At 55.7% G+C, this 25,269-nt stretch carries 26 protein-coding genes; 10 read left to right on the forward strand and 16 right to left on the reverse strand.

What is annotated here, in order from left to right; all coding sequences use genetic code 11:
• Positions 1 to 28 precede the first annotated feature (28 nt).
• Both AC06G5_RS09365 and AC06G5_RS09370 read right to left on the reverse strand, forming a co-directional pair.
• Complete coding sequence (locus tag AC06G5_RS09365) at positions 29 to 751, reverse strand: glycerophosphodiester phosphodiesterase (RefSeq protein WP_007984279.1); 723 nt, start codon at positions 749 to 751, stop codon at positions 29 to 31.
• A gap of 14 nt (positions 752 to 765) precedes the next feature.
• Positions 766 to 1,347 (reverse strand): PilZ domain-containing protein, encoded by a 582-nt coding sequence (locus AC06G5_RS09370; RefSeq protein ID WP_413421435.1) that lies wholly within the window; start codon positions 1,345 to 1,347, stop codon positions 766 to 768.
• A 94-nt stretch (positions 1,348 to 1,441) separates the two neighbouring features.
• On the opposite strand from AC06G5_RS09370, the gene AC06G5_RS09375 reads away from it, so the two are divergent.
• The 3 genes from AC06G5_RS09375 (at position 1,442) to AC06G5_RS09385 (ending at position 4,691) form a co-directional block, all read left to right on the forward strand.
• Positions 1,442 to 2,692, forward strand: a complete 1,251-nt coding sequence (locus tag AC06G5_RS09375) for a lipoprotein-releasing ABC transporter permease subunit (RefSeq protein ID WP_413421437.1) — start codon at positions 1,442 to 1,444, stop codon at positions 2,690 to 2,692.
• Between the two features lie 7 nt (positions 2,693 to 2,699).
• On the forward strand, positions 2,700 to 3,383 hold the full coding sequence (gene lolD, locus AC06G5_RS09380) for a lipoprotein-releasing ABC transporter ATP-binding protein LolD (protein WP_178076692.1): 684 nt from the start codon (positions 2,700 to 2,702) through the stop codon (positions 3,381 to 3,383).
• A 63-nt stretch (positions 3,384 to 3,446) separates the two neighbouring features.
• Positions 3,447 to 4,691 carry a lipoprotein-releasing ABC transporter permease subunit gene (locus AC06G5_RS09385; RefSeq protein WP_480459293.1) on the forward strand — a complete coding sequence of 415 codons (1,245 nt, stop codon included), beginning with the start codon at positions 3,447 to 3,449 and terminating at the stop codon, positions 4,689 to 4,691.
• Positions 4,692 to 4,829: 138 nt separating this feature from the next.
• On the opposite strand, the gene AC06G5_RS09390 is transcribed toward AC06G5_RS09385, so the two are convergent.
• Positions 4,830 to 6,179, reverse strand: coding sequence for a heavy metal sensor histidine kinase (locus tag AC06G5_RS09390; RefSeq protein ID WP_480459294.1), 1,350 nt, complete (start codon positions 6,177 to 6,179; stop codon positions 4,830 to 4,832).
• Positions 6,179 to 6,859 carry a heavy metal response regulator transcription factor gene (locus tag AC06G5_RS09395; protein ID WP_085716743.1) on the reverse strand — a complete coding sequence of 227 codons (681 nt, stop codon included), beginning with the start codon at positions 6,857 to 6,859 and terminating at the stop codon, positions 6,179 to 6,181. Before AC06G5_RS09395 ends, AC06G5_RS09390 begins: the two co-directional genes overlap by 1 nt.
• Positions 6,860 to 7,014: 155 nt before the next feature.
• Between AC06G5_RS09395 and copI the strand changes: the two genes are divergently transcribed.
• Positions 7,015 to 7,551 (forward strand): copper-resistant cuproprotein CopI, encoded by a 537-nt coding sequence (copI, locus tag AC06G5_RS09400; RefSeq protein ID WP_480459295.1) that lies wholly within the window; start codon positions 7,015 to 7,017, stop codon positions 7,549 to 7,551.
• 61 nt (positions 7,552 to 7,612) lie between these two features.
• Complete coding sequence (queF, locus tag AC06G5_RS09405) at positions 7,613 to 8,443, forward strand: NADPH-dependent 7-cyano-7-deazaguanine reductase QueF (protein WP_413705349.1); 831 nt, start codon at positions 7,613 to 7,615, stop codon at positions 8,441 to 8,443.
• Between the two features lie 178 nt (positions 8,444 to 8,621).
• On the opposite strand, the gene AC06G5_RS09410 is transcribed toward queF, so the two are convergent.
• Complete coding sequence (locus AC06G5_RS09410; protein WP_413421449.1) at positions 8,622 to 8,885, reverse strand: DUF4404 family protein; 264 nt, start codon at positions 8,883 to 8,885, stop codon at positions 8,622 to 8,624.
• A 122-nt stretch (positions 8,886 to 9,007) separates the two neighbouring features.
• Positions 9,008 to 9,628 (reverse strand): HAD superfamily inactivated hydrolase PcrP, encoded by a 621-nt coding sequence (pcrP, locus tag AC06G5_RS09415; protein WP_480459298.1) that lies wholly within the window; start codon positions 9,626 to 9,628, stop codon positions 9,008 to 9,010.
• Between the two features lie 201 nt (positions 9,629 to 9,829).
• Between pcrP and AC06G5_RS09420 the strand changes: the two genes are divergently transcribed.
• The 3 genes from AC06G5_RS09420 (at position 9,830) to rssC (ending at position 12,591) form a co-directional block, all read left to right on the forward strand.
• Positions 9,830 to 10,519, forward strand: coding sequence for an MlaA family lipoprotein (locus AC06G5_RS09420; protein WP_085716738.1), 690 nt, complete (start codon positions 9,830 to 9,832; stop codon positions 10,517 to 10,519).
• A gap of 408 nt (positions 10,520 to 10,927) precedes the next feature.
• Positions 10,928 to 12,109, forward strand: coding sequence for a two-component system response regulator RssB (gene rssB / locus AC06G5_RS09425; RefSeq protein ID WP_043302549.1), 1,182 nt, complete (start codon positions 10,928 to 10,930; stop codon positions 12,107 to 12,109).
• Positions 12,109 to 12,591 carry an anti-sigma factor antagonist RssC gene (rssC, locus tag AC06G5_RS09430; RefSeq protein WP_085716736.1) on the forward strand — a complete coding sequence of 161 codons (483 nt, stop codon included), beginning with the start codon at positions 12,109 to 12,111 and terminating at the stop codon, positions 12,589 to 12,591. Before rssB ends, rssC begins: the two co-directional genes overlap by 1 nt.
• Positions 12,592 to 12,703: 112 nt before the next feature.
• On the opposite strand, the gene tal is transcribed toward rssC, so the two are convergent.
• Positions 12,704 to 13,630: a transaldolase gene (tal, locus tag AC06G5_RS09435; protein WP_413705348.1), complete on the reverse strand. Its 927-nt coding sequence runs from the start codon at positions 13,628 to 13,630 to the stop codon at positions 12,704 to 12,706.
• A gap of 471 nt (positions 13,631 to 14,101) precedes the next feature.
• On the opposite strand from tal, the gene AC06G5_RS09440 reads away from it, so the two are divergent.
• Positions 14,102 to 14,476 carry a hypothetical protein gene (locus AC06G5_RS09440; protein ID WP_480459299.1) on the forward strand — a complete coding sequence of 125 codons (375 nt, stop codon included), beginning with the start codon at positions 14,102 to 14,104 and terminating at the stop codon, positions 14,474 to 14,476.
• 71 nt (positions 14,477 to 14,547) lie between these two features.
• A complete protein-coding gene (locus AC06G5_RS09445) occupies positions 14,548 to 15,177 on the forward strand; it encodes a hypothetical protein (RefSeq protein WP_413705347.1) in 630 nt (209 codons plus the stop codon).
• 35 nt (positions 15,178 to 15,212) lie between these two features.
• On the opposite strand, the gene AC06G5_RS09450 is transcribed toward AC06G5_RS09445, so the two are convergent.
• The 9 genes from AC06G5_RS09450 to AC06G5_RS09490 all read right to left on the reverse strand — a co-directional run bounded on the left by AC06G5_RS09450 (position 15,213) and on the right by AC06G5_RS09490 (position 24,965).
• Complete coding sequence (locus tag AC06G5_RS09450; protein WP_413705346.1) at positions 15,213 to 15,671, reverse strand: phosphohexomutase domain-containing protein; 459 nt, start codon at positions 15,669 to 15,671, stop codon at positions 15,213 to 15,215.
• A gap of 218 nt (positions 15,672 to 15,889) precedes the next feature.
• Entirely contained in the window at positions 15,890 to 16,309 is a 420-nt protein-coding gene (locus tag AC06G5_RS09455; RefSeq protein ID WP_413421463.1) for a VanZ family protein, read from the reverse strand.
• On the reverse strand, positions 16,306 to 18,390 hold the full coding sequence (locus AC06G5_RS09460; RefSeq protein ID WP_480459302.1) for a YjbH domain-containing protein: 2,085 nt from the start codon (positions 18,388 to 18,390) through the stop codon (positions 16,306 to 16,308). Before AC06G5_RS09460 ends, AC06G5_RS09455 begins: the two co-directional genes overlap by 4 nt.
• The gene (locus AC06G5_RS09465) at positions 18,387 to 19,154 is read right to left on the reverse strand and encodes a capsule biosynthesis GfcC family protein (protein ID WP_480459304.1); all 768 of its coding nucleotides are present in this window, start codon (positions 19,152 to 19,154) and stop codon (positions 18,387 to 18,389) included. Before AC06G5_RS09465 ends, AC06G5_RS09460 begins: the two co-directional genes overlap by 4 nt.
• Entirely contained in the window at positions 19,151 to 19,810 is a 660-nt protein-coding gene (locus tag AC06G5_RS09470) for a YjbF family lipoprotein (protein WP_480459306.1), read from the reverse strand. The genes AC06G5_RS09465 and AC06G5_RS09470 overlap by 4 nt, the downstream gene beginning before the upstream one ends.
• Positions 19,811 to 19,823: 13 nt before the next feature.
• Entirely contained in the window at positions 19,824 to 20,936 is a 1,113-nt protein-coding gene (locus tag AC06G5_RS09475) for a polysaccharide biosynthesis/export family protein (RefSeq protein ID WP_480459869.1), read from the reverse strand.
• 1,098 nt (positions 20,937 to 22,034) lie between these two features.
• The gene (locus AC06G5_RS09480; protein ID WP_480459307.1) at positions 22,035 to 23,141 is read right to left on the reverse strand and encodes an FAD-binding protein; all 1,107 of its coding nucleotides are present in this window, start codon (positions 23,139 to 23,141) and stop codon (positions 22,035 to 22,037) included.
• A 94-nt stretch (positions 23,142 to 23,235) separates the two neighbouring features.
• On the reverse strand, positions 23,236 to 23,976 hold the full coding sequence (locus AC06G5_RS09485) for a WecB/TagA/CpsF family glycosyltransferase (RefSeq protein WP_480459309.1): 741 nt from the start codon (positions 23,974 to 23,976) through the stop codon (positions 23,236 to 23,238).
• The gene (locus tag AC06G5_RS09490; protein WP_480459310.1) at positions 23,973 to 24,965 is read right to left on the reverse strand and encodes a glycosyltransferase; all 993 of its coding nucleotides are present in this window, start codon (positions 24,963 to 24,965) and stop codon (positions 23,973 to 23,975) included. Before AC06G5_RS09490 ends, AC06G5_RS09485 begins: the two co-directional genes overlap by 4 nt.
• Positions 24,966 to 25,269 lie beyond the last annotated feature (304 nt).

Raw genomic sequence — 25,269 nt, forward strand, 5'->3', positions numbered from 1 at the left:
TGGCCTGAGCCGGCCGGGGAGACCGATTTCAGCAATTCTCGAGCGTGGCGGTGGCCAAACCGGGAAAGTCTGTAATCAGGCTGTCAACGCCGAAGTCGGCGAGTCTGCGCATCAGCGCAGGCTCGTTGACGGTCCACACCGACACATGCAGCCCCTGACGCTGCGCCCTTTGCAGGCGTTCCGGCGTGCACAGGGTCCAGTTCAACGCCAGAATTTCACAGCCATAACTGGCCGCGACCTTCAGCGGGTCGAGCCAGGCATATTCGGCCACCAGCCCCCGGGACACATCCGGCACCAACTCCAGCGCGGCCTTGAGCACTTCACGGGAGCTCGAGGTGATGGTCACCTTGTCCATCAGGCCATGACGCTGGACCATCTCGCGAATCGCCAGCACGGTGGTCGCGGCACGCATCCGTGATGCGCTTTTGACTTCCAGCTGCCAGTGATCGAAGTCGCATTTCTCGAACAGTTCTTCCAGGGTCGGAATCGGGCAGGGCTTGATCCAGCCCGGGCCACCCTTGCGTGCGTCATAGGTCACAAGCTCGGCCGCCGTGTGTTCGACGACCTTGCCGCGACGGTCAGTGGTGCGTTTGAGGGTCGGGTCGTGGATGACCATCAGCTCGCCGTCCATGGACAGGTGCAGGTCCAGTTCGCAGCGACGCACGCCGTGCTTGAGACATTCCTGAAAGCTGGTCAGGGTGTTTTCCGGTGCTTCGCCCTTGGCGCCGCGATGGCCGTAGATGAGAGTCACGGTTCTTCCTTAAATTAATTGCCTGATTCGAGTTGTTCGCGGGCCAGGCGTCGTTCCTGGGCCTGCTTTTGCAAGATGTGGCGGGCCAACAGTTGGCGCTGGGCGTCGGTCAGGTGCTCGAACTCGGTGCCGACGTCATAACCATCGCCCTTGCGGTCGCAATGGGTGACGCGAGCACGCAGCAGCAGACCCAGGGCTTGCGGCATCAACACCAGCTTGACCGACAGGCGTGCGCCGGTGGCAATGGGCGATGGATGCTGAAAGTCGACACCGCCTTCGGAGATGATCACCGGCTGCGGTTCGCCGATTTGCCCGAGCGCGGTGATGGCGATCACCTGGCTCAGCAAATCGATGCGTCTGTTCTGGGATTTGAGGAACGCCGCGATGGTCCGGTCGCGTTCGCTGATCTGGCGCAACAGGTGTTGCGACTCGAATTCGCTCAGGTGCAGTTCGCTGAGCAAGTTGAAGAGTGGGGAAGCATCCTGCAACACTTCCTGGCCTGCGGCTTCAGTAGCGGACAGGGGCCGAATTTCCAGTGCGATCGTATCCTCGATACGGTAGTATTCGCGGCGATCTTCTTCATCTAATGTCGACATGGCGAACCCATGGTAGCGGCGGTGGTCTGAGTGTAAAGCTGGTTATCGACCCCCGCCACAAGGACGTTCCTTTTCCCTCCGAACAAGCCCCGACATGTTCAGACCTCTCTTCGTATTTATCGGCACGCGTTACACCCGTGCAAAGCGTCGCAATCATTTTGTGTCATTCATTTCCCTGACTTCGATGATTGGGCTCGCCCTTGGCGTAGTCGTGATGATCGTGGTGCTGTCGGTGATGAACGGCTTCGATCATGAGATGCGTACCCGCGTGCTGGGCATGGTGCCCCACGCGACCATCGAGTCCGGCGAGCCGATCAGCGACTGGCAAAGCCTGGCGGCCAAGGTCAGGCAGAACCCGCAGGTGACGGCCGTGGCGCCGTTTACGCAAATGCAGGGTTTGCTGACCAATAACGGCAAGGTCTCGAAAGTCCTGCTCAATGCCATCGACCCGGTGCAAGAGCGCCAGGTGTCGATCATTGATCACTTCATGACGCAGGGAAAACTCGACGATCTGGTGCCGGGTGAATTCGGCATCGTCATCGGCGACAAGGCCGCGGCCAAGCTCGGTGCCGCCGTCGGCGACAAGCTGACCTTCGTCGCCCCGGAGGTCACCGTGACCCCGGCCGGGATGTTCCCGCGCATGAAACGCTTTACCGTGGTCGGCATTTTCCATGTCGGTGCCGGTGAGCTCGATGGCTATCTCGGCGTCACCAACCTGCAGGATCTGGCCCGGCTGCATCGTTGGAAACCGGATCAGGTCCAGGGCCTGCGCCTGAAGTTCGACGACCTGTTCCAGGCACCGCGCACCGCGTGGAGCATCGCCCGCGATCTTGGCGAAGACCGTTTCTATGCCCGCGACTGGACCCGTACCCACGGCAACCTGTACCAGGCGATCCGCATGGAAAAAGCCATGATCGGCCTGTTGCTGCTGCTGATCGTTGCCGTCGCCGCGTTCAACATCATTTCCACGCTGGTGATGGTGGTGAACGACAAGAAGGGCGACATCGCGATCCTGCGCACACTGGGTGCCACGCCGGGCACGATCATGCGCACGTTCATGGTGCAGGGCACCGTGATTGGCGTGGTCGGTACGGCCATTGGCGCCGTGGTCGGCATCTTCGCCGCGCTGAATGTCAGTGCCGCGATCTCGGCCCTCGAAGGCCTGATCGGCCACAAGTTCCTCAACGCCGACGTGTACTTCATCGATTACCTGCCGTCGCAGGTGCAGAGCCAGGACGTCGTGATGGTCTGCTCCGCGGCGTTGGTCCTGAGTTTCCTCGCCACCCTGTATCCAGCCTGGCGTGCCGCGCGCACCCAGCCGGCGGAGGCGCTACGTTATGAGTGAGTCGGGCATGAGTGATAAAGCAATCTTGAGCTGCCGCAACCTGGGCAAGTCCTACGAGGAAGGTCCGGAGTCGGTAGAGGTCCTGGCCGGGCTGCAACTGGAAATGCATCCGGGCGAGCGTGTGGCGATTGTCGGCAAGTCGGGCTCGGGTAAAAGTACCTTGCTCAATCTGCTGGGTGGCCTCGATACACCGACCAAGGGCAGCGTCTGGCTCGACGGTGAAGAACTGTCGGCGCTGAGCGAGAAGAAGCGCGGCCTGTTGCGCAATCGCGCCCTCGGCTTCGTGTACCAGTTCCACCACTTGCTGCCGGAATTCACCGCCCTGGAAAACGTCTGCATGCCGCTGCTGATCGGCAAGACGGCGATCCCTGAAGCGCGTCAACGGGCCACGGCGTTGCTGGAGCGGGTAGGCCTGGGCCATCGCCTGGAGCACAAGCCGGCCGAACTGTCCGGTGGTGAGCGTCAGCGTGTGGCCATCGCCCGCGCCCTGGTGAACAAACCGGGCCTGGTGATGCTCGACGAGCCGACCGGCAACCTCGACGCCCACACCGCCCAGGGCATCCAGGACTTGATGCTGGAGCTCAGCACCTCGATGCGCACGGCGTTCCTGGTGGTGACCCACGACATGAACCTGGCCCGCCAGATGGATCGCGTCCTGCACCTGCAGGAAGGCTGTCTAACCCCCATCTGATTGGCTGAAACCCGGTGCCTGAAAGGGCATCGGGTCTTTTATTCTTATACGGTGCCCCAGCGAATGTTCAGACCGTTATCGATCTTTATCGGCACGCGCTATACCCGCGCCAAGCGCCGCAATCGCTTTGTTTCCTTCATCTCGATGACCTCGATGATCGGCCTCGCCCTCGGCGTACTGGCGATGATCGTGGTGTTGTCGGTGATGAACGGCTTTCAGCGCGAAATGAGTTCGCGCATCCTCGGCATGGTGCCTCACGCCACCATCGTCGGCGTCAACCCGATCGATGACTGGCAGCCGGTGGCAGCGGCGGCGATGAAAAACCCGGAGGTGACGGCGGCGGTGCCGTTCACCGAGATGGAAGGCATGCTCTCTTACAAGGGCACGATGCAGCCAATCCAGGTCAGCGGTGTCGACCCGGCGCTGGAAGGCCAGGTGTCGATTGTTGCCAAGCATATCGTCCAGGGCAGTCTCGAAGCCCTGAAGCCGGGCGAGTTCGGCGTGGTGATCGGCGAGATCACGGCGCGCCGCTTCCGCTTGAACGTTGGCGACAAGATCACCCTGATCGTGCCGGAAGTCAGCAATGCGCCGGGCGGCATTACCCCACGCATGCAACGTCTGAATGTGGTCGGCGTGTTCAAGGTCGGCGCCGAACTGGATGGCACGATGGCGCTGATCCACATGGCCGATGCCGCGCAGATGCAGCACTGGGAGCCGAATCAGGTGCAGAGCGTGCGCCTGGCGGTGAAGGACCTGTATGCCGCGCCACAAGTGTCGAGCGACATCGCCACGGGGTTGGGCGCCGCCTACAAGGCTGACGACTGGACCCACACCCAGGGCAGCCTGTTCAGTGCAATGAAAATGGAAAAAACCATGATCGGCCTGCTGTTGCTGATGATCGTCGCGGTGGCGGCGTTCAACATCATCGCGACCCTGATCATGGTGGTGAACGATAAGGGCGCGGACATCGCGATCCTGCGTACCATCGGTGCCACGCCGCGGGAGATCATGGCGATCTTCATGGTGCAGGGCACCGTGATCGGGATCGTCGGCACCTTGATTGGCGGTGTGCTGGGCGTGATCGCCGCATTGAACGTCAGCGAGATGGTCGGCTGGATCGAACGGGTCAGCGGGCAGCACATCTTCAGTTCCGATGTGTATTTCGTCAGCAACCTGCCGTCCGAGCTGCAAGGCGCCGACGTGGCGCTGATCTGCACGGCGGGCTTCGTCATGAGCTTCCTGGCCACGGTTTACCCGGCATGGCGGGCGGCGAAGGTCGAGCCGGCTACCGCTCTGCGGTATTCGTAAGCCGTTACACCGCCAGCTCTTCGTAGGAGCTGGCTTGCCAGCGAAGAGGCCGGGCCTGCTAGCCTCTATGACACTTGCGGAAACCGCTTTCGCTGGCAAGCCAGCTCCTACAGGTGACGCAAGCCGGCCCTGCCGGCCTCAATCCCCCCTTGGCAACTCGATCACAAACCGCGTCCATCCACGCTCCGATTCACAACGAATCTGCCCACCATGGGCGCGGATGATCGACCGGGTGATCGCCAACCCCAATCCCGCATGTTCACTGCTGCCTTCGCGGCGTGCCGGGTCAGCCCGGTAAAAACGGTCGAACAAGCGCGGCAGCAACTGCGGATCAATGCCGTCTCCCGAGTTTTCCACCCGCAGGCTCAGGCAATCGGCTTGCTCGTCAATCGTGACCTGTACCGTGCCCTGGGCCGGGGTGAAGCGCAGCGCGTTGTCCAGCAGGTTGGACAGTGCCCGTCGTAGCATGCTGCGGTCACCTTCCATGCGTCCGAGGCCTTCGCGGCTAAGCCTGACCTGGGCGTCTTCCGCCAGCGGCGCAAAAAACTCCAGCAGCAGGTCTGCCTCTTCTGCCAGTTCCAGCGATTCGCGTTTGGGGATCAACAGTCCATGGTCAGCCTTGGCCAGATAGAGCATGTCGTTGACCAGTTGCGCCATCCACTGCAGCTCCTCGAGGTTGCTGTGCAGGGCTTCGCGGTAGTCCTCGATGGGGCGAGGGCGGGTGAGGGTGACCTGGGTGTGGGTCAGCAGGTTCGACAGTGGCGTGCGCAGTTCATGGGCAATGTCGGCGGAAAACGCCGACAGGCGCTGAAACGAGTCGTCGAGGCGTCCGAGCATGGCGTTGAAGTTGTGGGCCATTTCCGCCAGTTCCGGCGGCATGTTGTCTTCCGGCAACCGCGAGTTCAGCGATTGCGCGCAAACACCGCTGGCGACCGCACTGATCCGCCGCAACGGGCGCAAGCCGCTGCGTGCCGCCCAGGCGCCCAGCAGCGCAGTGGCGAGGGCTGACAGGCCGACGGTCAGCCAGATCAAATGTTGCATGCGTTGCAGGAAGTGCTGGTGGTGGGTGATGTCCAGCAGCAGGGTCAGTTGCGGTGATTCGGGTTTGTCCGGGAAAAGCGGCGCATTCAGGACGCGATAGTCCGTGCCTTCGTGGCTCACCGTCGACAATCCGGACTGGCTCGGCAATGCCTGCGGTAGGTTTGTCGAGCTGTCATACCAGCGTCGGCCGTCGCTGCCAGTGATTCGCAGGGACAGATCAGCCTGGCGGCTCAGTTGCTCCACCAGCTTCACTTCGCCGTCACTCGACTGAAAGTCGTGCAGGGCCCGACGCAAGCCAATCAACTTGCCGTCCAGCAGTTGCTGGTCGAGTTCAATGAAATGCACCTCACTGGCGCGGCTGAACAGCACCCCGGCGAACAACGACACCACGGCGGTGCATGCGGCAAACAGCAGCGCCAACCGGCTGCTCAAGGACAGACGGCGCATCAGGCGGGGCGCTCTTCAAGGACATAACCCATGCCGCGCACGGTATGGATCAGCTTGTTGGGGAATTCATCGTCGATCTTCAGGCGCAGGCGACGGATCGCCACCTCGATGACATTGGTGTCGCTGTCGAAGTTCATGTCCCAGACCTGGGACGCAATCAGCGACTTGGGCAGGACTTCGCCCTGGCGGCGCAGGAGCATTTCCAGCAGGGCGAATTCCTTGGCGGTCAGGTCGATACGCTGGCCGCTGCGTTCGACCCGGCGACGGATCAGGTCCAGGCGCAAATCGGCCAGTTGCAGGCTGGTTTCCTGCGGCGTGGCGCTACCGCGGCGCAACAGGCTGCGCACTCGCGCCAGCAACTCGGAGAAGGCAAACGGCTTGACCAGATAATCGTCGGCGCCCAGTTCAAGGCCGTGAACCCTGTCTTCCACGGCGTCACGCGCAGTCAGAAAAAGTACCGGCGTGTCCAGGCCAGCGCTGCGCACCGCTTGAAGAATCTGCCAGCCATCACGACCGGGCAGCATCACATCGAGAATCAGTAGGGCATATTCGCCGCTGAGGGCCAATTGCTGACCGGTGCTGCCGTCGGCCACCAGTTCAGTGTTGAACCCGGCCTCGGCCAGGCCCTGGCGCAGGTAATGGCCGGTTTTCGGTTGGTCTTCGACGATCAGCAGTTTCATGGGCGACTCGTGGCAAATGGTACGAACGCTTTATACCGTGGGCAGCGTTCACACAGGTCAACCTGACAAAGTTGTAATCTGGCTGTCAGGTTGCGGGCAGTGGCAGCAGTTTAGAGTTTTGTGCATGCTGAGCCTTATCTTGTTGGAGTACGACGATGTTTTTACGCAAATCCGTGGCGCAAATCGTGTGTTTGCTGGCGCTGAGTTCACCGGTGTGGGCGGACGCCGGGCAGACCTACGACTTCGGCCAACCGGCCCCGGCGGCCAAGGCGACCCGCAGTGTCGAGGTGGTCATGGGTGACATGTCCTTCACGCCGCAGGCCATCGACATCAAGGCCGGGGAAACCGTGCGCTTCGTACTGGTCAATAAAGGCCAGTTGTTGCATGAGTTCAATCTCGGGGATGCGGCGATGCATGCCAGGCACCAGCAGGAAATGTTGCAGATGCAACAGAGCGGCATGCTGACGCCGACCGCCATGAAGGCAATGGGCCATGGCGACATGGCCGGCATGGATCACGGCAAAATGGATCACGGCATGAAGCATGACGATCCGAACAGCGTGCTGGTGGAGCCGGGCCAGACCGCCGAGCTGACCTGGACTTTCAGCAAGGCCACCAACCTCGAGTTTGCCTGCAACATCCCCGGCCATTATCAGGCCGGCATGGTCGGTAAACTGACTGTCAGTCAGTAAGCACTCAAAGGCGGGAGCAAAGGCTGATAGAATCCGCTGATTCTTCAGTCAGGTTTCCGCCATGCATCCCGCAGCCGAACACTCGCCGCTGGGCAAGTCCAGCGAATACATCGCCACTTACACGCCGTCCTTGCTGTTCCCGATCCCGCGCACCGCGAAGTGGGCCGAACTGGGCCTGACGGCGCAAACCCTGCCGTATAAAGGCGTGGACTTCTGGAACTGCTTCGAGCTGTCCTGGCTGCTGCCGTCGGGCAAGCCCGTGGTGGCGATCGGCGAATTCAGCATTCCGGCGGATTCGCCGAACATCATCGAATCGAAGTCGTTCAAGCTGTACCTCAACTCCCTGAACCAGACGCCGTTTGCCGATACCGCGAGCCTTGAGGCGACGCTGGCCAGGGATTTGTCGGTGGCTGCCGGCAAGCCGGTGGGTGTGCGCATCCGCAGTCTCAAGGATGTCGAGAGCGAAGGCGTCGTGGCGTTGCCGGGCGTGTGCATCGATGAGCTGGATATCAGCGTCAGCAACTACGAGCATCCACGCCCGGAACTGCTGCGTTGCGATGATTCGCACATTGTCGAGGAGTGCGTGCACAGCCATTTGCTCAAGTCCAACTGCCCGGTCACCAGCCAGCCGGACTGGGGCAGCGTGGCGGTGGAGTACCGTGGTGCGGCGCTGGATCACGCGAGTCTGCTCGAGTACATCGTCAGCTTCCGTCAGCATTCGGATTTCCATGAGCAATGTGTGGAGCGGATCTTCCTCGACCTGCAGCGGTTGCTGAAGCCGGAGAAACTGACGGTGTATGCGCGTTATGTGCGTCGTGGCGGGCTGGATATCAACCCGTATCGCAGTACTGAAGAAGTGCAGCTGCCGAACCATCGCCTGGTCCGCCAGTAAATTGCCAATGTGGGAGTGGGCTTGCTCGCGAAGGCGGTGTGTCAGTCGAGACTTCATTGGCTGACACTACGCCTTCGCGAGCAAGCCCGCTCCCACAGGGGATTTGTGGGTTGCCAATCGTGGAAATGAAAAAGCCCTGCTATCGCCAGCAGGGCTTTTTTCATTCAGGGAAGGGGTGTCAGACACCCATGCTGACCAAGGCGTTCACGATGTTGCGCAAGGTGCCAGCGATGGCGGGGTGATCGACTTCAAAGCGCTCAACGGCCAGGTTGACGCCGTCGGCGAGGCTGGAGTCCTGGGTTTTGGTTTCAAGCTCAAGCTTCAGTTCAATCTGCTGCATGAGCTCGTACAGTTCGGCGCGTTCTTCTTCAGACAACGGAGGATTCTGTTCCAATTGCTCGCGCAGGGCATTGAGCTGTTCTTGCAGTTCGCGGGCAGGCATGGCGTTCTTCCTTTTCTCGATAGGCACTGGCATAGACCGCAGCGGCACGCCAAGGCGGCACGCCAAAGATCTATGGCTTCCCTTTAGATTAATCCACTCGCGCGCAACCTGCATGATCTCGGTCAGGGCTTTTCGCCCTTGAGCCGACGCAAGCTGATATCGGCCAGGCAGGTGTCGAGTTCACCGAGGTGATCGATCACCGAATGCACGCCCAGGCCGAACAGCTGCATCGTCGCCTTGGCGCGTTTGATGTCGCGGTCCTGCTGGGTCAACGCGTGCCATTCCTGAGGCGTCAACCCGCACAGCGAGCCGCAGGACGCCAGGCCGATGGTCCACAACCCGGCATTGAGCCCCGCTTGCAGCAAGCGGGGCTCACCGCTCACCAGTACACAGCCGTCGAGTCGGTCGACGTTCAGGGCCATCAAGGCCTGCCAGCAGGCATTCGGGGCGGGCCAAGGAATGTATGTTTCTGGATGTTGCGATGGTTTGATCCACTCCGGCAGCGCAGCGGCCAGGGATTGGCTGAGGGCAGGGGGCAGTTCATCGAGCCAGGCGCAGGGGATTTTCTGGCGCTGCAAGCTGTGCAGGCTATCCAGTGCACCGGGCGTGGCCTCGGCGTGTTCGGCCGAATGGCTGCCGTGCCGGCGCGTGTGTGCGCCGAAATCCACCAGGCAGCCACTGAGGCCGAACAGTACGGCGGTAAGGCTGGGGGCAGTTTGGAGCAAGGCTTCGGCGAGTGGCATGAGGACGTCCCTGAAATAGCCTGAAGGCTAGTGGGCGACGGTGACAGTTGAGTGACATGGGTGTGAATCGCTCACATTTGGCACGATTCCGTCGGTGTGGCTTTTGTGCAAAGTGCCTTAAACGGCGTTTACGTCATATACTTACCAACTTATTGCCTGGGCCAAGCGCCCGAGCCGGTACAGACCAAGGAGTTTTTTTCTATGCGCTGGAGCAATCATCTAGCCAGGATTTGTGTATGCGCCAGTGCGATGCTGGTTCCGTTCGTTGCCCAGGCAGCCACGGAAGAGGATCCTTGGGAAAGCGTCAACCGCCCGATCTACAAGTTCAACGATGTGATCGACACCTACGCGCTGAAACCCCTGGCCCAGGGCTACCAGTACGTGACGCCGCAGTTTGTCGAAGACGGCGTTCACAACTTCTTCCGCAACATCGGCGATGTGCGCAACCTGGCAAACGATATCCTGCAGGCCAAACCTCGCGCCGCAGGCGTTGATACCGCACGAATCATCTTCAACACCACCTTCGGCTTGCTGGGCGTCATTGATGTCGGCACCAAGATGGGCCTGCAGCGCAATGATGAAGACTTCGGTCAGACGCTGGGTTACTGGGGTGTCGGCAGCGGCCCTTACGTGATGCTGCCACTGCTGGGGCCAAGCACCTTGCGTGATGCGCCGTCCAAGTACGTCGACAGCTATACCGGTGCTTATCGTTACGTCAACGACGTGCCTGTGCGTAACTCGTTCTTTGCCCTGGACATCATCGATACCCGTGCCAACCTGCTGTCGAGCGAGAAGCTGATCACCGGCGACAAGTACACCTTCATTCGTAACGCGTACTTGCAGAACCGTGAATTCAAGGTGAAAGACGGTCAGGTCGAAGACGATTTTTAACCTCGACCGGTAAATTGAAAAGGCGACCCTCAAGGTCGCCTTTTTTTATTCGCGAAGCGCGGCTTGACCGGAATCGGTCCCCATGTGGATGAAATAGCGCTTTTCGCTGTAGTCCCGAGCGGTTTGACTCATGGGTTCGATCCTTCCATTGGGTTACGGATTTGTCTGTTCTTATAACTCTCGGTGATTTGACAAATAAAGACGTCAAGCGACCATCGGCGTGAGCTTGAAACGCCCCGCGGATGGGAGTACCGTCTGCGCCTTAGAAGGGCACCTCTGGTGAACATGTGTGTAGGGCAAATGCCCGAAAGCGGTGCGACAGAGAGGCTAGAAAGCGAATCCAGTAGTCAGTGCCGGGCTGTAGTCCCCGCCTGCTACGCCAACCTAATTCTGGCGCCGTTTGCCCACATGCCAAAAACCAGTGCCACGCTGCTGATAATCGATGATGACGAAGTAGTGCGCGCGAGCCTCGCCGCCTATTTGGAAGACAGTGGATTCAGCGTCTTGCAGGCCAGCAATGGTCAGCAGGGTCTTCAGGTATTCGAGCAAGACAAGCCCGATTTGGTCATCTGCGATCTGCGCATGCCGCAGATGGGCGGACTCGAACTCATCCGCCAGGTCACCGAGCTGTCGCCGCAAACGCCGGTGATTGTGGTTTCGGGTGCGGGCGTGATGAACGACGCGGTCGAAGCCCTGCGCCTGGGCGCAGCGGACTACCTGATCAAGCCTCTCGAAGATCTGGCCGTGCTCGAGCACTCTGTGCGCCGGGCCCTGGATCGTGCGCGCCTGTTGCTGGAGAATCAGCGCTACCGCGAGAAGCTGGAGAAGGCCAACCGCGAGCTCGCCGCCAGCCTGAACCTGCTCCAGGAGGACCAGAACGCCGGTCGCCAGGTACAGATGAACATGCTGCCGGTCAGCCCATGGGCCATCGACGAGTTCAAGTTCGCTCACCAGATCATCCCGTCGCTGTACCTGTCGGGTGATTTCGTCGACTACTTTCGGGTCGACGAGCGCCGGGTAGCCTTTTACCTGGCGGACGTTTCCGGTCATGGCGCCTCTTCAGCCTTCGTCACGGTGCTGTTGAAGTTCATGACCACGCGCCTGCTGTTCGAATCCAAGCGCAGCGGCACCTTGCCGGAATTCAAGCCTTCAGAGGTTCTTGGTCATATCAACCGGGGCCTGATCAGTTGTAAGCTGGGTAAACACGTCACAATGGTCGGTGGAGTCATCGACGAGGAGACAGGTTTGTTGACCTATAGCATCGGCGGTCATCTGCCGTTGCCAGTGTTGTACACGCCAGACAGTGTTCGTTATCTGGATGGGCGTGGTCTGCCGGTGGGCCTTTTCAACGAGGCCACTTACGAAGACCACGTGCTGGAACTGCCACCGACGTTCAGCCTGACGCTAATGTCTGATGGCATTCTGGATCTTTTGCCAGAACCCACACTCAAAGAAAAAGAAGCGGCGTTGCCCCAACGGGTCAAGGCTGCGGGCGGCACCCTGGATGGGTTGCGGCAGGTTTTTGGATTGGCCACGCTAGGGGAGATGCCGGATGATATCGCCCTGTTGGTGTTGAGCAGGAATCTTTGATGAGTACTGGTAGAATCCAGTTCGCCGAGCAGGATGGCACCTTCGTCCTGAAGTTCGTCGGTGAAGTTCGCCTGACCCTGTGTTCGGCGTTGGATGCGACTATCGAGCGGATCTTCAACGCGTTGAATTTCAACGCGATCGTGATCGATCTGACCGAAACCCGCAGCATCGACAGCACCACGCTTGGCCTGCTGGCCAAGCTGTCGATCCTGTCGCGGCAGAAAGTCGGCCTGCTGCCGACCGTCGTCACCACCCACGAAGACATCACGCGTCTACTGCAGTCCATGGGCTTCGAGCAGGTGTTCAACATCGTTGACAAGCCTGTACCGTGCCCGGAATGCCTGGACGACCTGCCAGACCAGGATCAGTCCGAAGAAGTGGTGCGGATCAAAGTGCTCGAAGCGCACAAAATCCTCATGGGCCTGAACGACACCAATCGCGAAGCCTTCCATGACCTGGTGAATGCCCTCGAGCGGCACTGATCCCCTGTAGGAGCGAGCTTGCTCGCGATGGCGTCCTGACAGTCACCAGGCACATACAAAAAAAAGGGCGAACCTGTGAGGGTTCGCCCTTTTTGCGTTGGCCTGTCAGCTGTTACAGCTTGGCCTGCAACAACGCCTCGAGCTTCTCCTGATCCCGCGCGAACTGACGAATGCCTTCAGCCAGTTTTTCGGTCGCCATCGCATCTTCGTTGGACAGCCAGCGGAACTGCGATTCGTTGAGGCTCAGGCGCGCTTCACCGGCATTGCCCGGCACCAGCTTGCGCTCCAGCTTGCCGGTATCCGCCGCCAGCTTGTCGATCAGGTCCGGGCTGATGGTCAGGCGGTCGCAGCCGGCCAGTTGTTCGATCTGGCCCAGATTGCGGAAGCTCGCCCCCATGACCACGGTCTTGTAGTCATTGGCCTTGTAGTAGTTGTAGATGCGCGTCACCGACTGCACGCCCGGATCATCCGCGCCGGTGTAGTCGTTGCCGTTGGCTTTCTTGTACCAGTCATAGATACGGCCCACGAACGGCGAAATCAGGAACACTCCGGCGTCGGCACAAGCGGCGGCCTGAGCGAAGGAGAACAGCAGGGTCAGGTTGGTCTGGATGCCTTCCTTTTCCAGGATTTCGGCAGCGCGGATGCCTTCCCAGGTGGATGCGATCTTGATCAGTACGCGGCCACGGCCAATGCCAGCCTTGTCGTACAGCTCGATCAGGCGATGCGCGCGCTTCAACATGGCGTCAGTGTCGAACGACAGACGCGCATCCACTTCGGTGGAAATACGGCCCGGGATCACTTTCAGGATTTCTTGCCCCACGGCCACGCCAAAGCGGTCGCTGGCCAGGCCGACATCGCCCTTGCAGTCATTGACGCTGGCGTTCAGCAACTCGGCATACGCGGGAATGGCCGCGGCCTTGAGCAGCAGTGAAGGGTTGGTGGTGGCGTCCACGGGTTTAACGCGAGCGATAGCTTCGAAGTCGCCGGTGTCGGCAACCACGGTTGTCATTTGTTTGAGTTGTTCCAGCTTGGAAGTCATGGGCGTGCTCTGTCCTATGGGTCTGATGACATTACCCGAGCGCTGACAGCCACTCAAGGGCGTGTACGTGTATCGGCGGCCCCTGCGGCAACAACCTGAAAACGGCTGTTTGAAAGGCGGGGCATGGTATCGATGAATAAGATGCCAAGCGGGCTCACAGGTTCAACTGACCGGACGGTTAACGCCTTGCAACCGGATCACCTGGCCCCTGAATCCTCTGATAACTCACGCATCACCTTGCGCGTAATTATCGATATCGTTGAAGTCTATATAGTTCGAATGCGGGCTCAATAATTGTTATAAAAAGTCAATTAATACCGTGGTCAAGTTAGTCTTCGCGCTAACAAGTGTAATGTTATCTGACAGAGGTCTTGATCGTTAGAATACGTCCAGTACATATATAAAATAAAGTGTAATGTAATAATCGCGAATATGTGTTTGTAGAAATAACTTCACAACGTGAAGAGGAATATGTTTTTGGATGCATTTGATGATTTGATGCTTGGCTACGCACTAAAAAAACTGACCGGCGTGTTTGAAGAAATCATGGAGGTTTCGAAAGGCAACGCTTCGGACAAGGCGACCTGCGTGCTGAGTATCGGGCAATCCAAAAGCGCAAAAAAAATCCCCGTCTGGTTGGGGCGTCTGAGAGTCAACACCCCTTATCAAGTCACGCATGTCCTGATCGATCAGATGCACGCGTCTCGAAAGCTCAATCGCGACCTGCGCTTCGCGGCACAAGCTGCCTTGCTGGAAGCCCTGATAGAGGACGGCCTGGCAATGCACATCGCGAGTTATTCGGTGGTTGTCGTAGAGAATCGTCTGAAGTGCTTTTCGGATCGATGAGCATTGTGTCTTCTGAACACGCGCCCAGTGTCCATTACACTGGAAAATTGCACGAGGCGTGAGGAAGTAGATTGGTCTCAAAACTGTACATCACACAATACGCCGGAATCACCGTCATGCTTCCAGCGGCCATGGTCGTCGCTGGTTGGTTATGGTGCACCGCATCGAGAAAACTCGCCCTCTTATGGCTAGGCGTACTGTTCATAGCCTATTTCGTCGTAGGTATCAGTAAAGTACTGTTCAAGGGCTGGGGAATCGGCCTGGAGAGCCTGGATATCGCAGTCATCAGCGGCCACGCAATGAACGCCTGCCTGGTGTCGACCGTTGTGTTGAGTTTGCTGTTGCGCCAACTGGATCATCGTCTTCGCTGGCTGGCACTGGGGGCGGGGCTGCTGTCGACCTGGTGGTTCAGCGTCCAGTATGTCGGGCAGACGATTCATCCCCTGCCGGAAGCCATTGCCGGGGCGGTGGTGGGGTCAGCCGCGGCGTGCGTATTTCTTTTCAGGCTGGAGAGAAAGGAGGTTCGTAAAATTCCCCGGACGGCCCTCATGCTGGGGCTCGCGATTATCATGCTGAGTACGAGCATTCCAAAATATACAGCTGAGAAGCTCTTGAACTCTTTCGCAGTAACTCTTTCGGGGGCAGAAAAGGCATTCATGCAGCCTCACTGGCGCACTGCCGGCGAATCATCAAGGTTGTAGATTTTGCTGCGATTGTGAGTTCTGGCGAAGTGGCGTCACCAGCACTCACTACTATTTTTGTCTTCGATCCGATCCAGCAGCTCTGCAGTCTTTTTCTGCATCAGTGCAACATCGCCTCGACTCTCAACCTTCAGCAGGATCTCGCTCTCCGCTGGGCAGATCTTGAAGCGCCATTGAGCGAACGTCAGGCTTAGGCCGTCACTGTCATCGACATCCAGTGCTTCACCGGCATACAGGGTTCGCAAGTGTTCGAGTACCGCAACGGGATTGCCGACCATGCGCCGAATATCACCCGAGGAAGGAAAGAGCCCGATGCGCTCCACCAACAACTTTGGCTCCGGGGTGATAGTGGAGGGAGCATTTTCGTAGGTCCGCAACCAGGCCATCAATCCACTGTTGCCCTCGGTGAACTTCTGCCCCAAAACCATATTGCCGGGTGCAAAAGGGTCCAGCGATTTATAGACAGAGTCGATCGGTGATCTGGAAGCGTTCATAGTGGTCTGCCTTGCAAAAGATTGATGGCCGCTCAGAAGCGCGGCACCCAAGAGCTGAAAAAATTCCGTTTACAGGCCTTTCTTGTACAAATTCTCACAACAGAAATTGGTCGCGTCGATTCAGTGCTTTGATGTTTGCAGGCGTGTTCTCGCTATGCTCACGGACGAAGCCATAGTCTTGAGTGTCCGGGAACTGAGTGGACTGTTCGACTGGCTGCCTAACGGTTTCGCTCTGTAATGCGATGCATTACATCGAGAACTTCTGACTGCTTGCACGACCAATGGCGCATCCAGCGCCACGCCATCAAGCCGATCAGCACACCGACAGTATTCGCCAAGGCGTCGTAAGGTGATGCCGTGCGCAGCGGCATCAGTCCTTGTGCATATTCGATCAGGATCCCCGTCAGCAGACAGCCCAAGGCAATCCAGCGCGCCTTGACCCGAGGGAAGGCCAGCCGGCAACTAAAAGACAATGCGAAAAAACCAACCAAGTGATGCAGTTTGTCTTCCTGGGCAAAGGCTTCGGGAATCGGTTGCGCTCGCAATCCGGCTGTCAGCAAGACCACGCCAACACCGATGAAAAACAGCGTTCGTATCCATTGGGGAAGTTGTGTGACACCGAGGAATAACGAACTCATTCGGTAATTTTCTCAAAGTTTTTATAGAACGCGTCTTTGTCGCGGCCATCGGTCATGGTGTGCAGCGAATACTGGCGGTTAAGACGCGCGCCACCATCGCGAGTCAGCGGAGCCCAGACCAAATTGGCGCGACGCATCGTGGAAACGCTCATCAGCTCGTCGAAGGGGACCGAGATATAGATACCTTTGTCGAAGCTGCCCTCGCCGAACTCTTCAGACGAGGCCGTAGTGCGGGTGACCCAGCCACCGAACTTCACGCCGTTACTGAATTCATGCGACACATCAAACGTGGCACCCCAATCGCGCGCCAGGTAACGTCCGACACTGACCGCCGCCTGCAAATCGAACGGCAATTCCGTATAGGTAGTGATGTGACCGGTCACGGTCTTGTACCCGCGCAGGCCAAACCCCTGGTCAAACTCACGCTGGCGTACATAGTTCAAGTCAGCACCCAAGGCCCAGCGCTCGCCCATGGGGCGGTACAGCAATTCACCACCGACCCCGGCGAACATTGACTCCAGATAGCCGCCATACACCATGCCATACAAGTCCTGATCCAGTTGCTTGGCATGGTTGAGTTGAAATGTCGGCATCGTTACATCGGAGGTGATGACGTACTTGCGCAAATCGGTCCGCACTCGGGGCAGGTTGCTCGGCGCGTCGTACTTGAACTTGTCGAAGTTGTTCAGGAGATTGGTGCTGATGACCGCGCTCGTCCACGTGTTGCGGGTAAAGCGGTATTCTGCGTCCACATCAGCGGTCAGTTGGTACAGCAAGCCGTCAGGGCCACCAATGTTTTGCTTGTAACCCAAGCCGATACCATAGGTAAAACGCTCAAGGGCCTGGGTGTACAGCGTGTTTTCAATGTGTGGCGTGGCCCGGTTCACTTCGGTGGTGCGGTGCAGGTCCGCAAGGTCTTGCCGGTTGTTCACCACCTCCCGGAAGGTTTCGCGGGGCACACTGGTTTCTTCCACGGGCATGTCGTAACGCTTGTTCACCAGCGTGAACCAGTCGATTTCGTCATTCGCGCTGTTGTCCAGAATCCGGCTGGCCCGGCCAACGCCTTTGGCTGAGTAGAAGTAGCGCGACTGCTCGCCATACACAATCAGCTCGGAATCGCGCTGAGCAATGCGCTCGACCTTGTAACCTGCGTTGTCTTCCAGTCGTTTGGAAACCCCGGCCCAGTCGACCTGATTAAGCGGCGTAGTCGGCGCACTTGCCGGAAGCGCTTCGATGGCAGGGTCGTAGCGCTTGGCCGGCGCCTTGCGGCTGGCGAAATTGGTATGAAAAGTGATGCCGAACAACGCGGTATTGCCGCGCTCCCAACCGGCGGTCAAATCGACAGAGTCACTCAGCTTGAAGACCGCCCCGATGTTGATGGGCGAGTCCTGCTTCAGGCTATTCTTCAGCGGCTCGTGCTTGTAGTCGTTACCGTCGAACTCGAGTTTCAGGCTCAAGGGCGACCAGGGCGTCTGATAGGCCACGCCGCCAAACAACGCGGGCGAGCCCCGAAAATACGAGTTGGTATTGACGTTGCCCGCGTCCGCGCCCGTGTTTACCGGGCGTGTATCAAAGCGCTCATCGAGGTACCCCAGCGGGTTCTCGAAATCCCCGCGGTTACCGATGTAGCCCCAAGCAACGCCCAGGCTGAAATCCAGGTCGTAGTAACGTTTGTTCGCCACAAAGTATTCACTGGAAAACAGGCCGGTGCCCCCGACATCGCGAAAACCGAGCGCGACTTCGGGCAACCAGTGGCTTTCTTGCCAGAGGCGGGCTTTGACATCGACCGCCTTGTCTTTATAACTCTGGTCGCCACTGAATGATTCGGCCCCGTATTTACGGTCGCTGATAGCGGTATAGCGAAAACTGCCTTCCAGCCAATCAAGGGGCTGTATTGAAATGCTATAGCGCGAATAAGGGTCTGTGCGGTTGGCGTTCAAGCTGAATTCGCCAGCGGGTGCCATCCGTGCGGTGGGGGTTTGCAACAAACCGACGCCACCGAAATCATTCTGGGTAAAACGCGGCTCGCCATGAGCCAGGCTGTAGGGTAACAACACTACGGCGGCAAAACGTAACTTCAAGGGGCCACCTCGGGCAGCGGTTGGGTGGCGAGAAACTGGGCCAGCTGTTCGTTCAAATCGGGGGTAGGCAGATCCGGATCATCGTTTCGCACAGGCACCAGAATCGTGCTGCCGGCGGCGGCAATCACCCCGTCTTCACGGTTCCAGGCGGCGATACCGACTCGCTGGACCTGGCCATCGGGCTGAATCAACCACAGGTAATCGGCATCTGCGTCGGTCACCGGCAGACAGCTTTCGAGATATTCATGGGCTGGCTGCAGGGCGCGATAAGGCAGCGTGCAGGGCTTTTCAACTGCGCCCAGGACAGTGACCGTAGTCGGGCGTAGAGGGTAAATCAGCTGGTCGCCGTCATTGAGCGGGTAATTGCGGGCGAACGCGACCTCCAGTGCCACGGGGTCGAGCACCGCGACTTTTCGGCCGGTGACGGGTAGTCGGCTGACCTCTTCAAACAAGCGCGCAGCCAGGGCCGCAAGGCTGCTTTTTTCTTCCAGCAAGGCCCCACGTTGCAGCAATTTCAGATCGAACAGCACACCGGCTTTAAGGCGGATTTGCTGCTCTACCATTGGCTGGTGCAGCCAGGCGGCGGCCAGCCAGTAACTTTCGGCGTTCGGGCGTGCGTGGCTGACGGCATCGAGCAAGCGTGCACCTGGCACGAACGGAAAGGATCCGGCGTTCTGTACATCACCCGTGACGGTGACAGCGGCCTGAGTCATCGCAGAACTTGCCAGCAACAGGCAAGCCAACAGCGTTTTCGAATATCTCACCGAACCGCCTCCCGATCAGGGCGCAATTGCACAATCTTCAAGAAAAGTTCCGGCGTGAGATGTTGTTCGCTCTGCAGGATCAAGCCATCGTCAGGCCTGACCCAAAAACGGTTGGTGGCCTTGAATCCCAGCTCGGGTATGTCGACGCGTTCGTCTATGCGCTGCAACGCATAGTCCTTGTCGAGGATGGTAACGGTTTCGATGTCTTGTCGGCTGAAACGACTGTTGACAGCCAGTCCGACCCGCGGACCCTGATAGACATCAATCCAGCGGGTACTGCTGTAACCGTCGGGCAATCGCTGCAAGCCAAGCTTGAACGGCGATTCACCGTCGAAGCGCGTGCCATCGAGATTGATGCCCAGGCCGACAGTGCGCACGACCAGGCCATCGCGCATCAACAACACCTGCTTGCCGGAGGCGACCCAGAACTCCAGGTCGCCCTGCTGGCGAAGCTTCGCCAACACACCTACGCTGGAGTCCGTGGTGACCTTGATCTGCGCATAGGGCACGGCCTCCACTTGCGCCGCAGTCACTTCCAGCGGCTGGACGCCCAATGTGGAGGCTTTAAAGGTATCCAGGGACGCCTGCATCAACGGATTGCAGCCACACAGCAGTAAACCCACCGCCAGGCATGCGCTGTTACGCAAAGTTTTCAAAGCGGCTCAAACCTTATCGACTGCTGGCTTCACTGAGATTGTTTTGAGCCGCTGCTCCGGTACCCAGGATAACGGCCGATGGCAGCAACTGGCTGATCAAGCGGTTCCAGCGGGTCACGCCTGCAGGGCCGACGTAGACAATGTCCTGGGGTTGCAGATCGAAGCGGCTGGCGATAGCAAAGGCGGTAGGCGATTCGGCGTCCAGTTGAAAGACTTTTGCCGGCTCGGTCTCAAGGTTTTCGGCGCCTCGAATCACATACAGCGCATTGCCGTTGGATGTGGCCTGGTTCAGTCCACCGACCGTGCCGACCGCATCCGCCAGATTCATCCGATTGATCTTGAACGTGAGCGCCCGAGGCTGGTTGACCTCGCCCATGACGTAGATCTTCTTGCGGTCGTTGTAGGGCAGGTACAACTGATCGCCGTCTTTCAAATAGACGTTATGCAGCTGCGAGCCTTTGCTGTTGAGCGAGTCCAGGTCGAGCGGATACTCACGTCCGTCCCGGGTCAGTGTCAGGCCGGCAAGGTCGGCATTCAACGGGTCGACAGTCGCGGTACCCAGGGCTTCGACGACACTGAGCGGCGAAGTGGTAATGGGCTGTTGACCGGCTTTTAAAATTGCACCGGAAATAACTACTTTTTGACTGGCAAACCGCAAGACACTCAAATCAACCTGAGGGCTGTCGACGAATTGTGTCAGGCGCTCGGCAATAAAACCGCGAAGCTCCTCGATGGTTTTACCCGCAGCGTGAATATTGCCGATATAGGGGTAAAACATGGTGCCGTCCGGGCGTACCAGACGACCGTTCGCATCAATTTGTTGTTGCGTACCCGATGGCGCAGTCAACTCAGGATGGTCCCACACAGTGATGTACAACACATCATTTGCACCAATCCGGTAAGCCCCCGGCGTGTACGCCAACAACTCGGCGGGCACAGAGGCTTGCACTTTTGTCGCCGCGTTCTGGGCAATCAGTTTGGGCGTTATCGGAATCAACTCGATCCGACTGCTTTCCGGTGAGCCATCACGGCCGACCTGACTGGTATCCAGGTGTTGACCGGGTGAGAACATACAGCCTTGCAGGGCTATACCTGCAAGCACAGCGAGCGACAAACTACGAATCATGATTGAGGACACTTGTGGAGGGAACACGTCAGAACGGAACCACCCGGATTGCTCCGGGTGGTAGAAGGCTATCGACCTCGCGGTGCGCTTAGCGTGTACCGGTGGTGCCGGTAGTGCCGGTAGTGCCAGTAGTGCCGCCGTCATTGTTGCTGCCGCCACCGCTGGATGACAGGGCAGCAGCACCGGCTATAACTGCCGCGCCGATGCCGAGAGCAGTCCCTGTGGTCAGGCTGCCCACGAGGGGGGTGGACAGATTCAAAGGAGCGTTTGCTGCGGGTTTTGCAGGTGTGCCTGGAGCAGAAGACGCTGCGGGAGGCTCAGCGGCCAAAACGGAGGCACTCAAAGAAAGCATAAGAGCGGAAGCAAGTAGTTTGGTCATGGTAGATTCCTTTTTGATGCATCGTCGGTATTGGCGGTGAGACTAAGAAGCGAGCGTGCAAGGCCAAAAACTCTGAGCGTCCAGTAACGTTAAGGATAGTATTGATTCGAACTCGGTGAGAGTGGACCTCTGGGCCATTCCTCAGTGAGATTTATTTTGCGATTATTGCCTCAAGAATACCTGCGTAGGACGCCTAATGGGTCTGACGTTTTCTAACATGTTCGCTGTTTATAACAATTGTTAACGGGTATGTGGTGCAAATGTCGTGGTTCGCACCTGATTTTCACGCCTTACAAGTGATGAATAGTGCCACTGGCCATAGCGTTGTGGGTTAGTGGCTTGCCAGTGCGAAGTATCGGCAATCATTTCCGGTAAGCCACGCCTGGCCTTGAAATCCAACTAATGAGCGATTTTTATTGGGGGGTGACCCAGCATTGCGCTAATGGTTTTCCAAGCCGGCTGATTTAGCTTTCGTCGCATAGTATAAAATAATCAACTGCCGAAAAAGCTGTGTGCGATTTTTGATTTTTTTGGGAAGGCTTTGCTATTTTTCATAAGCGCGCAGTATTGAAAATTACGAATTATAATTGCTGTTAAGTGGTCTCTATACTTTAAGTCGCTGAAGCCATTGTTTTTGAACGCTCTATCATGCCCTAGATTCCTTGTTTGCATTTCAAGGTTCATAGAGTGGCTGAGAAGCTCGGTATGATTAGAGAGTGTTATAGTACAACTACTTCGGCCTCTAGGGAGATATTGAATTTCGATTTAATATCATGCTGAATTTGGCTCATGACATGCAGTACGTCCTCTCCGGTAGCACTTCCGGCATTTAATAAAACGACAGGACGCTTTGTATCGGTAAGTACGTTATTGGACTTTTTCCCGGCCCAATTGGTTTTTTTCATAAGCCAGCAAGCAGATATTTTAACCGATTGTTTGTCGTGCTCAAACCATTCAATTTCTGGGAACTGGTTTCTTAAATCCTCAAACTCTGCATAAGGTAAAATAGGGCATTTAAAAAAACAACCGCAATTTCCTATTTTGTCAGGGTTGTGAAGGGTCTTGGTCCTAATAACACTTACAATCTTGCGCTTGATTTTAGCAGGGAGAATGCAAAGCGTTAAAATATCCCGAATGCAAGAAAAGCTAAATTTGATTTTTGGCCGAGGGGAAAGTTTAAATGTTATGCTTTTAAAGGATAGACGTATTAGGCGAAGGGTGTCCTTCAGAAATTCGAGCTTTGAATATGTTGTTGAGTTGATCAGCTCTTTTACTGATAAATTTGATTTGCATAGTCTAAAGGTAACATAGCAAATGAAAAGTTCAGGTTTGGATTTGAAGTGACTAGTTCGATAGCCAAACTCGCATTCGTCTTTACTTAAATCACTGAAAATCCCAGTTTTTAAGTTGTAGCAATGAACCGTCTGAATGAATGTAGAAGCTTCCGCGCCGTATGCACCAATATTTTGCACCGGTGCCGCGCCAACCGAACCTGGAATTAAGGATAGATTTTCCAACCCAAGATAGCCTTTGCTAACAGTAAAGCCAACAAGATCATCCCAAACAACACCAGAGCCAACTTTAACTAATACATGGTTGTTGTCGTCTTCAGTCGTTTCTATGGTGTTTAGATTGGACTGCACTACTAGGCCGTCTACAAAACTTCTAGGGATAATGTTATATCCACCACCTACGATTGAGGTCTTTGAAGTGAAAAGTCCACCTTTTCCTTTGCTGACCAAGCTATCGACAGTGTGCACTTTGAAGATTTCAGTGCAATGTGATTTAACTTTGAATGAGTTTTGGATTTTATTACTCAGGTTCATAGTATTGACTTCGTGATCTAGATGGGCGGGTGGTTGATTTAAGTGAGTTACAAAGCAGAGCCTTGGAGAGGTGTAGTGTTTCTATCTACTTCGGCTATGATTTAGTCTCTAGTTTCCTCTGAATTAACATTTTCAGGAAGGCAAGATTTGACGTTAAATACCTTTTCCACATGCGCCGCGGCTCTTGATAAATCCTGAATGCCCATTCCAATCCGGAGTTCTGCATCCATCTAGGAGCACGTTTAACTTTTCCAGAAACGACATCAAAACTACCACCGACGCCCATGACAAATTCGACGTTAAGTTTCGGAGCCCACTTATAGATAAACATTTCTTTTTCAGGCGACTTGATACCTATAAAAAGCATATTCGCACCCGATGCATTGATCTGATCGACTATTTCAGCCTCTCTTCCCCAAAAATAGCCATCGTTATATCCTGCTATTTTGAGATTGGTTAATCGGCTCGAAACGTTTTCAATCATATTCTCTAGTACTAGACTAGTCGCGCCGAGAAAATACACTGAATACTTGTTTTTTTCTGCAACTTCTAGTAATTCAGTGAACAAATCTACACCAGCTACCCGTTCGGGGATTGCGAGGTTTAGTAGCTTCGCCCCCCATAACGCACCCATCCCGTCGATATTAATAAGATGAGAGCTATTGACTGCCTTTAAAAGTATTGGGTCTTTTTGGCAGTTAACAATAGTTGCAACGTTTAAGTCGCTTCGAACAAAACACTTTCGCCCGCTGTCTATAGATGCACAGATTTTTGAAATGGTCTCTGCTTTTGAATCAAGTTCGTAACGGAGGCCGAATAGATTGTTGTCGTTCATTTAGCATGCGCCTTTAATGCTGTTTTATATCTTGATAGCATTTCATCTACTGTAAAAAAGTCATGCCGTTTTTTGGGAGTATTATTGTTGTCTAGCCACTGTTTTTGGTTTTTGTAACATATGGTTATTTTTTCAACCAGGTCTATCAGATCATTGGGTGTAAAAAAATACACTCCTACATCGTTATCCTTTTTTCGGAATACTGGGATGTTGGATGCTAACACCATATGTCGTCTTTCCAATGCCTCATAAAAAACCAGGCCGAAACCCTCGTATTGAGAAGGGACAACTAATAGATCTATGTTTTTGAGTGTAGTAAACGGCGTTTCAGAGTAGCCATGAAGTACAATTGTTCCCTCCATTTGTTCTGATTGGATTTTTGTTAATAGTAATGACTCAAGCTCTCCTGAACCGACGATATGTAGTTTGGTTTTAATATGACTATTTTGCTTTGAAAATATAATAAAGGCATCAAGTAGGACATCAATTCCTTTTTCAGTGCCCAGGCGCCCAATATATCCAACTTCAAATAGGTCATTGTCTAGATGCTCAAAATTTTCTGATGGATTACTCGATACCCCATTAGAAATAGTCACGACATTAAGTTTTGGATTTAAATCGAGTAGATAGTTTTTGACTTCGGGTGATACCGCAATACATTTAGTATTGCTCAGGAGGCTGAATATATAATTTTTATTAGGGAAAATACTATGACATACGAATATAATATTGATTTTTTTAAAAAGTATAAAGGGTAGAAGAAACATGCGGTGGTGAATAATAAATGTGTTGTTTGGGTTTTTGACTAATTCGATAGCAAATAATAAGAAAGCATAGAGCGTACTGGATCGTCGCTGACCATTTTTATCTAGGATATAGTCAAACGAAATGATTTTTGATTCTTCTGCGTTATCGTCATAAAGAAGCTTTAATATTTTTTGCGCGCCTCCTAATTCCTTTGAAGAATGGTTAATTAAGTGGATTAGCATTCTGTTGTCCTCTGAATATTCCACATCTGATTACCATTAGGGGAATAAGGTACATGATAAAGCCGTAAATTGGATAGAATAAAGATGAGAGATATATGCAAGCTACAAATATAGGTGGGGATAATGTTTTGGATTTTTTTCCTATGCTAAATAGATCATATGCGAAAATCGCAAAAGAAATTGCTCCCATCTCAAATAAATATACATATATTTCAGCGTTGTCTCGTCTGGTTAGTGCTTGGTCAAAAGTGTAGTTGCTCCTACTAAACTCTAAAATGTTGGAGTAGTAACCCCAGTTAGAGAG

Source organism: Pseudomonas sp. WT-JTC (genome assembly GCF_056711565.1).